Origin of the sequence: Pseudoalteromonas ulvae UL12, assembly GCF_014925405.1 — a bacterium.
Taxonomy (GTDB): Bacteria; Pseudomonadota; Gammaproteobacteria; order Enterobacterales; family Alteromonadaceae; genus Pseudoalteromonas; species Pseudoalteromonas ulvae.
In genome coordinates, this window is the sequence record NZ_AQHJ01000030.1 from 94,723 (window position 1) to 108,385 (window position 13,663).

11 protein-coding genes are annotated in these 13,663 nt (G+C 41.7%); 8 read left to right on the forward strand and 3 right to left on the reverse strand.

Translation table 11 applies throughout. The annotated features are described in order from the left end of the window. Positions 1-120 precede the first annotated feature (120 nt). The 8 genes from PULV_RS14045 (at position 121) to PULV_RS14080 (ending at position 8,781) form a co-directional block, all read left to right on the forward strand. On the forward strand, positions 121-285 hold the full coding sequence (locus PULV_RS14045; RefSeq protein WP_176365248.1) for a hypothetical protein: 165 nt from the start codon (positions 121-123) through the stop codon (positions 283-285). A 441-nt stretch (positions 286-726) separates the two neighbouring features. Continuing rightward, entirely contained in the window at positions 727-1,500 is a 774-nt protein-coding gene (locus PULV_RS14050; protein WP_193332048.1) for a DeoR/GlpR family DNA-binding transcription regulator, read from the forward strand. A 127-nt stretch (positions 1,501-1,627) separates the two neighbouring features. After that, a complete protein-coding gene (gene glmS, locus PULV_RS14055; RefSeq protein ID WP_193332049.1) occupies positions 1,628-3,475 on the forward strand; it encodes a glutamine--fructose-6-phosphate transaminase (isomerizing) in 1,848 nt (615 codons plus the stop codon). Between the two features lie 110 nt (positions 3,476-3,585). Further along, a complete protein-coding gene (locus PULV_RS14060; protein ID WP_193332050.1) occupies positions 3,586-4,776 on the forward strand; it encodes an alpha/beta hydrolase-fold protein in 1,191 nt (396 codons plus the stop codon). A gap of 88 nt (positions 4,777-4,864) precedes the next feature. Then, complete coding sequence (locus tag PULV_RS14065; protein WP_193332051.1) at positions 4,865-5,593, forward strand: substrate-binding periplasmic protein; 729 nt, start codon at positions 4,865-4,867, stop codon at positions 5,591-5,593. A gap of 240 nt (positions 5,594-5,833) precedes the next feature. Further along, a complete protein-coding gene (locus PULV_RS14070; RefSeq protein WP_227009415.1) occupies positions 5,834-6,142 on the forward strand; it encodes a helix-turn-helix domain-containing protein in 309 nt (102 codons plus the stop codon). A 152-nt stretch (positions 6,143-6,294) separates the two neighbouring features. Next, complete coding sequence (locus tag PULV_RS14075; protein ID WP_193332053.1) at positions 6,295-7,596, forward strand: DEAD/DEAH box helicase; 1,302 nt, start codon at positions 6,295-6,297, stop codon at positions 7,594-7,596. A 237-nt stretch (positions 7,597-7,833) separates the two neighbouring features. Next, positions 7,834-8,781: an endonuclease/exonuclease/phosphatase family protein gene (locus tag PULV_RS14080; protein ID WP_193332054.1), complete on the forward strand. Its 948-nt coding sequence runs from the start codon at positions 7,834-7,836 to the stop codon at positions 8,779-8,781. 144 nt (positions 8,782-8,925) lie between these two features. Here the strand turns inward: PULV_RS14080 and PULV_RS14085 are convergent, their stop codons facing one another. The 3 genes from PULV_RS14085 to PULV_RS14095 form a co-directional block, all read right to left on the reverse strand. Beyond that, positions 8,926-9,171, reverse strand: a complete 246-nt coding sequence (locus tag PULV_RS14085) for a DUF3297 family protein (protein ID WP_086745759.1) — start codon at positions 9,169-9,171, stop codon at positions 8,926-8,928. A 208-nt stretch (positions 9,172-9,379) separates the two neighbouring features. Continuing rightward, positions 9,380-10,696, reverse strand: coding sequence for a mechanosensitive ion channel family protein (locus tag PULV_RS14090; protein ID WP_086745758.1), 1,317 nt, complete (start codon positions 10,694-10,696; stop codon positions 9,380-9,382). Positions 10,697-10,924: 228 nt separating this feature from the next. After that, on the reverse strand, positions 10,925-13,642 hold the full coding sequence (locus PULV_RS14095) for a putative bifunctional diguanylate cyclase/phosphodiesterase (RefSeq protein WP_193332055.1): 2,718 nt from the start codon (positions 13,640-13,642) through the stop codon (positions 10,925-10,927). Positions 13,643-13,663: the final 21 nt, after the last annotated feature.

Below are 13,663 nucleotides of genomic sequence, written 5' to 3' on the forward strand. Positions count from 1 at the left end.
TAAAATAACCAATAAGTTTGATGTTAGTTACGCATAAGTTATTGTGAAAATTGTTGGATAGCCTTAAGTTTGACTTAGAACTACTTTCGGAAATAACTTAAATTAAGAAGGTTAATAATTATGCTACATCAACTTATCATTTCTGTGTTACTGCCTTTAGTAACATCTATGACTCCTGTATCAAATGAGCCTGTCGTGGTTGAAGACTCGCAAGTTCAAGATGTATGTTATCTTTCACCTGGTTTGTGTGAATGGCGTGCAAAGAGCGAAGCTAACAACGGCTAATTTGCTCTACCTTTATTTTTGAAATCGGCTGCGTAGTAATGTGCGTTGCCTTGTTAAAGCGGTGGCCGCTAAGTGGAGCTACCTCCAATCGCTCCTTGATGTGGTATCGCTTTAACTAAAACGACTAATGTAATTTTTAATTTACTGATTTGGGCTGCATCGCCTCGCTTTTTGTCAATGCCCATAGCAAGAAGCAACTGAGTGTGATGTGTTTAAATGAGTACGAAGTACCTAAAATTCAGTATTAGTCATTGTATACATCCATCCTACAACGATGTTTCAAATTCAAAGCGCATTTATTGCGCTTTTTTTGATCGTTTGCTTGCCATTTCATTCGTTTCATTTAAACTCTCTTTTCTTTCGAACCGAAACTTAAGGCTTTCGTTTTAAGCTTTGTTGTTCTTTTTGGTTATTTTCTCTATTGGTGATGGTTATTATTTTATGACTAAACGAAATACCCAGCAGCGTCGTCATACTATTTTAAGCCGTGTAAATCAGCATGGTGAAGTGAGTGTGGATGAGTTAGCTGTCGAATTTGAAACATCAGAAGTTACGATTCGAAAGGATTTAACCGCACTTGAAAAAAGCGGCTTATTATTGCGTCGCTATGGCGGTGCGATGGCCTTGCCGCAAGAAATCGTTGCAAAAAGCAACGATAAACGCGACTCCCTTCGCAAAATGGCCATCGCTAAAGCGGCAGCAGCACTGATTAAAGATCATAACCGCATCATTATTGATAGCGGCCGTACCACAGCAGCACTGATCCCCGAACTGGCTTCAAAGCGTGGTTTAGTGGTGATGACCAATGCAATTAATGTTGCTAACCGTTTATTATCAATCGAAAACGAGCCGACATTATTGATGACCGGTGGCACGTGGGATCCGCATTCTGAGTCATTTCAAGGGCAAGTTGCCGAAAACGTCTTGCGCTCATACGACTTTGATCAGCTCTTTATCGGTGCTGATGGCATTGATGTTGAAAGAGGCACTACTACCTTTAACGAATTAATAGGCTTAAGCCAAGTGATGGCTGATGCCGCACGAGAGGTAATTGTGTTAGTCGAGTCGGACAAGATTGGTCGAAAAATTCCTAATTTAGAACTGCCTTGGAGCAAAGTGACCACGCTTATTACCGACAGCCACTTAGCACAAGAGATGCGCACTGCGATAAGCAACTGCGGTGTGCAATTAATTTGCGCAGAAATAAACGAATAACCCAAATAAAGTGATGCATGTGCATGCATTGTTTTATTGAATATTTTAATTAAATCGTTTTTTAGTAATAAGCAGCCGACAACACTGCCACTAAAAATCAAACACATACCGTGCAGGAGAACAAACTATGTGTGGAATCGTTGGGGCCGTTGCAGAACGTCCAGTTAATAAAATTTTAGTAGAAGGCTTAAAGCGCCTTGAATACCGTGGCTACGACTCTGCGGGTGTTGCGCTTTGCAACGCAGGCGAACTTAGTAGCGTCAAAGCGGTTGGTAAAGTTGTAAATCTTGAACAAGCGCTTAACGAATCAGATGTAAACGGCACAACCGGTATTGCTCATACACGTTGGGCAACACATGGTGGTGTAACAGAAGCGAATGCTCACCCACATTTATCAAACAATCAGTTGGCGTTGGTACATAACGGCATTATTGAAAACCATGATAAGTTACGTACGCAATTAAAAGCTGCGGGTTATGAGTTTTTATCTGACACCGATACTGAAGTGATGGTACATACCATTCATCAGTTGCGTCAAAACAGCGATTCGCTGCTTGCGGCCGTTCAGCAAGCGGTTAAGTTATTTGAAGGCGCGTACGGTACGGTTATTTTTGATAAAGCCAATCAAGATGAAATCATCGTTGCTCGTTCAGGTAGCCCATTAGTGATTGGTTTAGGGTTAGGTGAAAACTTTATCGCCTCGGATCAGTTAGCTTTGTTAGCGGTCACGCGTTCGTTTATCTTCTTAGAAGAAGGTGACGTAGCGCGAGTGACTCGTGAAACTGTCGAGATTTTCGATGCTAACGGAGTCGCAGTTGAGCGCGAAGTGCACGAATCCAATATCACCCAAGATAACTCAGGCAAAGGTGATTATCGCCATTACATGCTCAAAGAAATCTATGAGCAACCAGTCGCGGTACGCAATACTCTTGAAGGCCGTTTAACTGACAACGGTGTGGCACTGGATGCCTTTGGTTCGTTTTCGGATGGTAGCAACCAAAACAAAAACGCCAACGATATTTTTAAAGATGTAAAACACGTACAAATTATTGCCTGCGGAACTTCATACCACTCAGGTATGGTGGCGCGTTATTGGCTTGAGCAATATGCAGGTGTGAGCTGTAATGTGGAAATTGCCTCTGAGTTTCGTTATCGCTCATCGTATGTGCACCCAAATAGCTTGCTTGTGACGATTTCACAATCGGGCGAAACAGCTGATACCTTAGCGGCATTGCGTTTAGCTAAAGAGCAAGGTTACATGGCATCGATGACGATTTGTAATGTGGCGGGTTCGTCGTTGGTACGAGAATCAGATTTGGCGTTTATGACCAAAGCTGGCGCCGAAATCGGCGTTGCATCCACTAAAGCCTTTACAACGCAACTTGTTGGTTTGTTGATGCTAACGGCTGCGATCGCGCAAGAAAAAGGCCTTGAACAAAGTCATATTGTGCATGCGATCAAAACGCTGCCGAATAAATTAGAAGAGGCACTGAGTCTTGCTGATTCAATTGAAAATTTAGCTGAAGAATTTGCCGATAAACATCACGCACTCTTTTTAGGCCGTGGTTCGCAATACCCTATTGCGATGGAAGGGGCGTTAAAGCTTAAAGAAATTTCCTACATTCACGCCGAAGCCTACGCGGCAGGTGAGCTTAAACACGGCCCACTTGCACTCATCGACGCCGACATGCCAATTATCGTGGTTGCACCTAATAACGAATTGCTTGAAAAACTGAAATCAAACGTTGAAGAAGTCCGCGCCCGTGGCGGCATCATTTATGTATTTGCTGACAGTGACTCAGAGTTTAAATCAGATGAGACCATGCGTGCTGTTAATGTGAATCACGTTGATGACATCATCGCACCCGTTGTCTATACAATTCCGTTGCAACTGCTTTCATACTACGTAGCGGTCATTAAAGGCACTGATGTTGACCAACCACGCAACTTAGCAAAGTCTGTGACAGTTGAGTAAAATCAATGGGTTGTAATGGTTTTGTTAATATAAAAAAGCGCTGAATGCGCTTTTTTTGTGTCTAAAACTCTGTTAGTTTGAATGGCGTCTTATTATCTAAAGGAATAGCCATGCGCTTGCTTACCTCTTTTTGCCTTGTTAGCTTTTTTATTGTTTGTTCTCACATTGCCTTCGCACAATCTGATGTTAAACAGCAAAGTACCGATTCTTTTCAGCACACACATACATTTAAATCGGTCGTTTTAAATGAAGAGCGTACGGTCGTAGTACAGTTACCTAAAAGTTATCAAGCTGAGCCCAATAAAATTTACCCTGTGATATATCGCTTAGATGGAGCGGGTAATATACCGCTTGCCAGTGCTGTTATTGAGCGCCTACAAAATGATAATCGTGCGCCTGAGGTTATTATTGTCGCTATTGAAAACACTAATCGACTTAGAGATTTGTATCCTACAGTGAACAAAGAGCCGCAAGGCCCAGTTGGTGAAGGGGGCGGTGCAGCAACGTTTTTAACGTTCTTTGAAGAAGAGCTCATCCCTTTAGTAAATAAGAACTATCGTACGCATAATTATAAAGTGATTTCTGGCGCATCTGCTGGTGGTGTATTTTCGCTATACGCGTTGCAGGCAAATCCCAAACTATTTCAAGCGCATATTGCGTATAGCCCTGCCGTTTGGTGGAACTATGGTGCATCAGTAAAGAGCAGCAAAGAATTTATCGAAAAAGCGAAAAACCTGAATTCTTACGTTTATATAAATATCGGCGAAGAAGCTGGCATCATGCGCGAAAGGTACGATGAACTACAGCAAGCTATGGAATCGCATAAAGTGCGGGGATTGCGCTTTTTTAATGATGCGTTTGCTGGCATCTCGCATAATTTAACCACTGCTGCTGGCGCATTTAATGCCTATTACAACCTGTTTTTGCCTAAACAAATGCCAATGAGCGCTTTAACTGAGGATGTAGCGTCTATTGATCAATATTATAAAACACTCTCTCAGCAATGGGGCGAGCAGATATCTCCACCAGATCGCGCTGTGAGATTACTTGGTTATAACCTAACGGATAACAAGCAGTTTACCCGTGCAATAGAGGTGTTTAAATATAATATAAAAAACCATCCGCAATCAGTCGATGCGCTTTCAGCTTTATCTTATGGTTATGAAATGCAAGGCGATACTCGTCAAGCTCTCATTCAGATAGAAGCCGCTTTAGACATCGTCGATGATTCATATCCTTATGTTGATTATTTAAATGAGACAAAAACTCGACTACAAACAATACTAAAAGAGCAGGTATGATAGGGAACTCTATTGAAATGGAGTAAAAATCCGAAACTATAAAAGCGGTGTTTGATCTTTTTACCCGAGGGCTTATTTAAGGTGGCGCATGAAAAAATATCTTTTGGCCTTATGCTTGATAGTGGTATCAATATCAATACAAGCTAAGCCTTTAAGTGTGGTCTTTGAACATAACCCACCTTTTCAGATGATCAACGACAGTGGCTTTGGCTATGGCCCGGTATATGACTTTGCACAGGCGCTCGTTAAACAAGCGGGTCTCAGTGCGCAATTTACCCCTAAACCTTGGGCGCGCATTATCGAAAAAGATGCGCAGCAGCCTAACATCTTAATTTTATCTATTTCAAAAACACCTCAGCGCAGCTCGCACTTTATTTGGTTAACCTCAGTTTATACGGGTCAGCAATATGTTTGGAAGTTGCGAGGTGGTATTGACCCTGAAGGTAAGCCTGTACAGGTCGCCATTGAGCGCGATTCCCATAAAATGAAAAGCATTGATGCTTATTTTAAACCGGAGAATGTGCTCAAAGTCTTAAATTCAACTCAGGCTTTAAATGCGTTGATCAAAGGGCGAGTGCACCGGTTTGTCGGGACGAAATTTGCCGTCTCTGGAAAGCTCAACTCTCTCGGATACAGCCTAGATATGTTAGAGCAACTAGAAATCTTTTATGAAGGTGAATATGCCAGCCAAGGTTTGTATTTAGCGCTTACTCCAGGTACAGATCCCGAAACGCTACATGCATTACAACGCGCATTAAAGCAACCAGAAATTATGACCCTGCAAATAAATCTCTTGCAAGCTTTAGACGGTCAATAAATACCTATTCCAACTTATGAATTACCTGATAAAAAACAGACAGCATTAGCAAAATGGGTAATAAATCATGCTTAAATAAAGGCTTAGACAGTTTTTACTGTGCGACTTTCTTTGTATTTTTTTTGCATAATAACCACTCTGCAATAAACAGATTCATACCCAAAGCAATCAGTCTTTCGTAGTCATGCAGGAACTGCGCAATAAGTGGCTTCAGCGTCTCAATGTTAGCGAATGTTAACCATGCAATGGAGCACGATCAGATTTTTTTTAGATGCGTCGCTCTCGTTACCTAAGCTTGCAGCCCATATATCAAGCTCAGCAAATTATATCTCGCAAACATTAAACGAAGTGATGAGGATGAATTTTTTTGATTATGTGAATCATTATCGGGTCAATGCAGCAAAAGATCGCTTACTTAACAGCGATGAAACAGTCATCGACATCGTCATGAATACAGGATTTAATGCCAAATTCTCATTTTATACCGCGTTTAAAAAAGTAACAGGTATGACACCCAGTGCGTATCGCAAAGCGGGCAAGACACGTTAATCATATCAGCTATTTATTAGCGGTAAAATGCCACTGAAGAGCAGATATTATCTACTCATAGAAAACGGTGTTTTATTCAATAAAACTAACCAAATTGGCCTGAAATACGCTAAAATTAGCGGCTATTTATTAGCAATGAGCACTCACTCTTCATGACTTCAGCGACAACGCCTAACAATTTCACCGATCTTGGTCTTATCCCTCCTTTATTAGCGCGATTGAGCGAAATGGAATATCAGCAGCCGACGCCGATTCAAGCGCAGGCGATCCCAAGTGTATTGGCGGGGCGAGACCTGATTGCTGGGGCGAATACTGGTTCGGGTAAAACGGCTACGTTTGCGCTACCGATGTTGCAAAAGTTAATGCAATATCAGCTAGGGCAATCAGAAAAGAGCACTCAAAAAGGCAACTTTGTGACGGGCTTAGTGTTGGTTCCAACCCGTGAGCTGGCTGTGCAAGTGGCGGATAGCATTCGCTCTTATGCGGCTCATTTGAATGGTGCCATTAAAACTGTAGCTGTGTTTGGTGGTGTGTCGGTTAATAAGCAGATGTTAGCGTTACGCGGGGGCTGCGATATTGTGGTCGCGACACCTGGGCGTTTGCTTGATTTGATTTCAAGTAATGCCATTAAGCTTGATAAGGTCAGCACCTTAGTACTTGATGAGGCTGATCGCATGTTAGGCCTAGGTTTTACCGAAGAGTTAGCGCAGTTATTGGCATTAATGCCTGCAAAAAAACAAACCCTTTTGTTTTCGGCCACGTTTCCTCTGCAAGTACAAAGTTTAACGCAAACCTTGCTCACTGACCCAGTCGAAATCCAAGTACAAAGCAGCGATGCCAGCACTGTGGTACAGCGGGTTTTCACTGTCAATAAAGGGCAAAAAACCGAAGTGTTAGCGCACTTAATTGAACAGCATCAATGGCGACAAGCACTGATTTTTGTTAATGCTAAAAACCACTGTGAACATTTGGCACAAAAACTCGAAAAACGCGGCATTAGTGCCAAAGTCTTTCATGGCGATAAAGGCCAGTCAGCGCGTACACGAGTACTTGAAGAGTTCAAAGCGGGTCAAATTGATATCTTGATTGCAACTGACATAGCGGCGCGTGGTTTAGATATTGAAAAGTTGCCTGTGGTGATTAATTATAACTTGCCTCGCAGTCCTGCTGATTATATGCATCGTATTGGCCGAAGTGGTCGTGCTGGTGAGGTTGGTTTGGCGTTATCACTAATTGATCATGAAGATAGCCATCACTTTAAAATTATCGAGAAAAAGAATAAGTTTCGCTTAGAGCGTGAGCAAGTGGCGGGTTTTGAGCTTGATGAATCTAATGACGCAGCGCTTCAAACTGTTGAAAAACCAATGGCCAAGCCTGAAGGCACAGGCAAGAAGAAAAATAAGCAGAAAATAAACCCAGAAGATGATGTATGGGCAGGTTGGCGCAGCAACTAAGCTGATAAGGCAAAACCACAAGAAGGAGCAAGCGCTCCTTTTTTGATGCATTACTAGCAGTAACTTACCCAGTAAAAATAGACAGTTATCGCCAATAACTCAGACGAGAGTTGTTTCGCTTAAAAAGGTGCTGACACAAAAGTAACTTGGTCGCAAAAGTAGGTGATCAGTAGGAAACTTTTGTACATTGTAGCCATTGTTCGCAATTAGCAACTTAGATTAACGGAAATCATCATCATGAAAATTACTCAGGCTAACTGCTTCAAAGCGGTATTGGGCGCAGTGGTATTATCACAAACCACTGCGTGTTTTGGGCCGCAGGAGTCAAACCAACAAAGTGAATTATCAGCTCCTATGAGCTCAGAGGCGTTGACCTTTGCAACATGGAATGTTGAGCACTTGGCTTATCCTGCCAATAAAGGCTGTAAACCACGTAGCAAAGCCGATCTAGCAGCGATGCAAGCGTATGCAGCAAACTTAAATGCAGACATTATTGCGCTGCAAGAAGTGGCCTCAGCTCAAGCGATTGCACAGATTTTCCCGCAAGAACAGTGGCAAATTATTGTTTCAAAAAGAGCTGATAGCGAAGTGTATAGCTGTCGCGAAACGGGCAATACATCAACACAACAAAAAGTTGCTTTTGCAATCCGTAAAGGGATACAGGTATTAAAACAGCATCACTATGATGAACTGGCGCTTGGTTTAAATGGTTTGCGTTATGGCTTATCGGTGACAGTGGATACCGCCGATGGCGCAACCGAAGTAATGAACGTCCACCTTAAAAGTGGCTGTTTTGTTGATGATTATGAAAAAAGTGATCGCAAAGCCTGTCCAACATTTTCCAAACAAGCTGTATGGCTCGATAAGTGGTTTGAAAGCAAAGAAGCCAGCAAACAACCGTATATCGTAATGGGTGACTTTAATCATCGCTTAGCCACTAAAAACAATCGCTTAATGCAAGAACTGGCTAATAATAGCAACGGAAGTACCTCGACACTTGAACATATCACACACGATGTGGTGAGCTGTCACCCGCGTTATCCTGCGCCAATAGATCACCTTTTTGCAGGAGGTTTTAACCAAGCCAAGCCCGTTAATGTACAAATGCGTTATTTTGCCGATAACAAAGAAAGTGCCATGCTGAGCGATCACTGTGCGGTGACGTTTACGCTTGAGAATAAATAAGCGGTACTTTGGGTAATTAAACTCTCGCCAGTGGAGACCGGCATTGATGATTATTTGTGATGTGAAGTACAGGGAGAGACACTAGAGTACGGCGATAGAACATGAACTGTAAAATCGCCGATAAAGAGACTAAAAAGCGTAATATTAACGATAAAAAGCTTCTACAGTACCTTTAGCTGTCATTAAAAGTGGTTGGCCACGACGATCAAGCGCCTTCGGAGCGGCCACTTTTACCCAACCTTCGCTAATGCAGTATTCTTCTACATCATTACGCTCTTTGCCGTTGAGGCGAATACCGATATCGTGTTCGATCACGTCCGCATTATAAAATGGGCTACGAGGGTTAATTGAAAGGCGATCTGGTAATGCTGGTTTTGTTGTATCGTTCATTGTCTTTATCTGTAGTGTTTAAATCGTGTGACATTGTAGGTAATCGCGCTGCTTTGCTCAAGCATCATGCAGCTAAAACCCCCATTTTTAGCTGCCCCCTTTCGGGCTGCGTTTGATGTTTATTATTACAGCGTTAGCGGCTTTTTATATCGAATAATGACAGCATCGACTTTTTGTCGATGCTGTCGAGTGAAGCGCTAAATAGGGCTTATGATTCTTTTTTGAGTAAGTCTTCGTTGAGTACTCGGACTTCTCGTTGTGGAAATGGAATGGAGATATTATGTGCTTTTAGAGTCTCTAGAATAATTAAGAGTAAATCACCGCCGACTCGGTTTTTACCGTCATCAATTCCTAACATCCAAAATTCAACAAACATATTAATGCCATTATCGCCAAAGCTATCAATTTCACAATCTGGGCGTTCTTCAAAGGGGATCTCTGGTCCACTTATGACTTGAGGATGAGAACCTACAGCTTCTTTAATGATTTCGACCATAGCCCTCACATCGGTTGAGTAGGCGACACTAAAGTCGACGCGGTAGCGCTGTTTTGGATCTTTGTGAGTCCAGTTCGTCAGCAGTGAAGAAATGAAAGTTTCATTGGGAACTAAAATGTCTTTGCCATCGTAAGTTTCTAAAATAGCGTGGCGCATTTTGAACTCTCGGACAAACCCACTTTTACCATTTTCGAGCTCAACAAAGTCACCAATTGTTAACGACTTATCTAGTAATATGATAATCCCTGAAATGAAATTGGATGCGATTGATTGTAAACCTAACCCAAGGCCAACACCTAAAGCCCCACCAAACACAGCGAGAGCCGTCAGATTGACGCCCATAATATTGAGTAATAACAAGAAAATAACGCAGAACAATCCCACTTCAAACAGCTTGGTAAATACTTCGCGGGTACTAATATCAAGCTTTTGCTGGTTTCGAATTATGTTTTTGCCCACATTGTTTGAAGAGCGTCCTAACCAAAATAAAATAGTACCAAAAAACAGTACTCTCGATAGGCCGTAAAGACTCACTTGGATATTCCCGATATTGATGGAAACAGCTTCAAGAGTTTTAATAAATGTCGGTAGGAAACCCAACAGGTGCAGGAGAAGAATGGGTAAGCCAATGATTTTAAAAATACCAGACATTAACGAGCTACTGACAAACTCTTTGATGAGTGAGTACACAAATACCAAAACTGCGATATTTAAGGCGGTATTGATTAACCAGGTCGGGAAATCTGCAGTGATGCCAATTGATGTAAATATTCGTAATAAAATAATGGCAACAAGTGGATAAACAACATAACTCAGTTTGACTATGAGTAAATGAATAGGGTGACTGTCAGCGTTCAGATTGTGGCTGTTATCAATTCGCTTTTTTACCGTTTGACGGTAAATCCAATATGCAGAAGCATAACTTGTGATAATGACGAGTAGTTGAATGTAGGTCGCTTGTTGACCTAGCAGTGATTGCGCATTCAACCAGAAATTAGACAACAGTGCAGATAGATCGTCGGTATTCATTGGGTATTTAAACCTTCTTAAATTCAATCAGTTTCGTATTGATGGGTACAGATCCATAAAGTTAATTATTGTCCATTAAATAACGTTTTACTGACATATTGAAATATGGTTTTATTATAAGCAACTTATCATGCAATCGGTTATTTGATTGGTACCATTTTATGAAAAATGAGTAAATAAGCCCGATTTTGCCAGCTCTGTTTGGCATGAGTTTTTTAGATGACCCTTTTATACCGCTACTTGCAGTGTTTGCTTTAACAAAAGTTGAGCATCGAGCGCCTCAAGTGGTTTTGCGAGATAAAAGCCTTGTAGCTGTTGGCAGTGCAAGGTTTGCAAAATATGGATTTGTTCTTTGCTTTCAATACCCTCAGCGGTCACTTTTAAATTAAACGTATCTGCAATAGCACAAATAGCTTGCACCAATTGTAATGATTCTTTGCAATGAGTGATGTCTTGAATAAAGCTGCGATCTATTTTTATGCCACTTAATGGTAAGGCTTTTAAACGTGCTAATGAGCTATAGCCTGTGCCAAAATCATCAATGTGGATGCCAAAGCCTAACTCATACAAATAACTCAGTGGCGTGATGAGTCTATCCTCTTCACACATCATCGCTGACTCGGTGATTTCGATATTGATTTTTTGAGGTGTTAAGCCGTGTGCATGTGTTTGTTTGATGATATGGTCAACAAAGCCTTCGTGCTCAAGTTGTTTGGGTGAGACATTGATATTAATAAACAAATCATTGCGCTGACTTTGTTGTTTGGCGTATTGATAAAAGTCGAGTGCTTGTTCACAAATCCAATGACCCAGCTGAATTATTTTTCCCGATTCTTCTGCAATGGGTATAAATTCGCCAGGGCTGATCGCCCCTAATGTCGGATGGTGCCAGCGCAGTAATGCTTCATATCCGACGACATGATCTATGGCATGCGTGCAGAATAAAGGCTGAAAGCGTAATGATAACTCGCTATTGAAGTCGAGGTGTTGCAGCGCTCGTTCGATAGTCAGTTTACGCGTGACGGTGCGGGCGATGCTGCTCGAAAAAATACTGAAGCCATCTTTTCCTGCTTTTTTTGCTTCGTACATGGCAATATCAGCATCGTGTAATAGCTTTTCAGCATCAATTTGCCCAGGAACCGAGAAACATCTGACTCCAAGGCTACCACTCACTGTTAAGGTATGCTGTTGGTAGTGAAAGGGTTTTCTAACTTGTATTAAAATATCTTCACATAATATTTCGATTGGACTTGGGATTTTTTGGGCATTGACTAATACGGCGAATTCGTCACCACCTAAGCGGGCGATTTCTGAATAATGCCCCATAAGTAACGTCATGCGCCGAGCAAATTCAATTAAGAGTTTATCGCCAACCAAATGGCCTAAGGTGTCGTTGATTAATTTGAAGCGATCTAAATCAATATAAATCAGATAAAAAGTCGCGCTTGAAAGGCTCAGCGTTCGGGTTATTTCATCTAAAAAGCGGTGTCGATTTAATAAATTAGTTAAATTGTCATGCTCTGCTTTGTATTTTAATTGTTCGTTAAACAACTTGATTTGCGTGATATCGGTTAAACGGCCTTCATAAAACCACTGCTCGCCTTGTTGGATCCAACTGCCATTTTGTCTTAACCAAATAGTCTCTGCGTTGTGTTTTTTCGCTAACCACTCGATTTCGGGATGGGGCTGTTTTTGATGCATAATTTGCTGCCAACGAGCTTTTTGCTCACTGCAAAAGATAAAATCAATTAAGGTATGATTACGAGCAGAGCATTGTGTTAACAAAAGTGCACTAAATGCTGGGTTATGTTCAATAATCTCTCCTTTTTGGTTCAGTAAAAACAAACCTTCTTGAATATTTAAAAAGAGCTTTTTGTATTTTTGTTCGGCGGTGAGTTTGAGTTCTAAGGCATGGACGCGTTGGTTGGAAGATTGAGTCAGTTGCTGGTTGGCTTTTTCTAAAGAGGCTGTACGTTCAATGACTTGTTGATTGATTTTGTCGTTTCGTCCATGCAGCGACATCAGATAGATCAGCATCATAAAGCCAGTAAATAACGCAATTGCAGTGCCAATCAAAATAGCCAGCATACGTTCGCTGACAAGTGGAGGACTTAAACTCGCCTGAGTGTAGAGTTGTAATTCGAGTTCTTGACCAAAAAAGTTCAGTGTAAGCTGTGTTGCGGGCGGCAAATTCGTTAAATCAAAGGTGTTGCTCCAATCAGAATTAAAAATTTCTTGGTTGCTACCGAGCACACGAATATGGTGACGATGCTCAGCAAAGACTTGTTGATACAAGCCCTCAAACAATTTGGCTAATTCGAGTCGAATCCCTAAAATCACCGCTAAGTTATCTGAACTGGTGTGGTTTAGCAGCAAGCTCCATTGAGCCTGAGGAGTGGGCCAGCGAATTGAGCGTACTTTTTGTTTGTTGGATAATTGCATCCATAACTGCGCATTAATAGGCATAGTTTGCCCGATGTTGTGGCCGTACTCAGTCATCGGTGCCGCGTGAATAATCGCTAACAACGGGCTATTGAGGTGCTTAGGCAATGATAATCGAAAGTCAAAATGCCCACCTTGCTGGGCAAGTTCGGTGACTTGGGGGATCTGCGTATGAGTAAATACGAATAATTTTTCGAAGCTGGCGTCAAAATTCAGCCCATGCAAGTAGGGTTCGGCTAATTGATTAAATTCCCGACTGGTCTTGGATTGCACTTCTTTTCCAATCAGATAACTGTCAAAGGCATAGAGCTGATTCGCTGCATGTTCTAATGTGCTTTGAAACACTTGCGCATGGGCGGCCAATTGGTTGTTTAACGTGTGTTGCTCAACTTGTTGATAGTAACTGTTAAGGCGATGTGCACTGTAAATGACAATGACACAAAAACTAAAGTAGCATCCAATTGCTAAGCCAAACTTTTTCATTTTTAAATAAAATACGCTCATGATCTAGACTTATTCAATTTC

Bases quoted from the DNA above. Each gene is read 5' to 3' on its own strand.
- PULV_RS14085 (WP_086745759.1), bottom strand. From the start codon at position 9,171: ATGAACGATACAACAAAACCAGCATTACCAGATCGCCTTTCAATTAAC.
- glmS (WP_193332049.1), top strand. From the start codon at position 1,628: ATGTGTGGAATCGTTGGGGCCGTTGCAGAACGTCCAGTTAATAAAATT.
- PULV_RS14070 (WP_227009415.1), top strand. From the start codon at position 5,834: ATGCAATGGAGCACGATCAGATTTTTTTTAGATGCGTCGCTCTCGTTA.
- PULV_RS14080 (WP_193332054.1), top strand. From the start codon at position 7,834: ATGAAAATTACTCAGGCTAACTGCTTCAAAGCGGTATTGGGCGCAGTG.
- PULV_RS14065 (WP_193332051.1), top strand. From the start codon at position 4,865: ATGAAAAAATATCTTTTGGCCTTATGCTTGATAGTGGTATCAATATCA.
- PULV_RS14090 (WP_086745758.1), bottom strand. From the start codon at position 10,696: ATGAATACCGACGATCTATCTGCACTGTTGTCTAATTTCTGGTTGAAT.
- PULV_RS14045 (WP_176365248.1), top strand. From the start codon at position 121: ATGCTACATCAACTTATCATTTCTGTGTTACTGCCTTTAGTAACATCT.
- PULV_RS14060 (WP_193332050.1), top strand. From the start codon at position 3,586: ATGCGCTTGCTTACCTCTTTTTGCCTTGTTAGCTTTTTTATTGTTTGT.
- PULV_RS14075 (WP_193332053.1), top strand. From the start codon at position 6,295: ATGACTTCAGCGACAACGCCTAACAATTTCACCGATCTTGGTCTTATC.
- PULV_RS14095 (WP_193332055.1), bottom strand. From the start codon at position 13,642: ATGAGCGTATTTTATTTAAAAATGAAAAAGTTTGGCTTAGCAATTGGA.
- PULV_RS14050 (WP_193332048.1), top strand. From the start codon at position 727: ATGACTAAACGAAATACCCAGCAGCGTCGTCATACTATTTTAAGCCGT.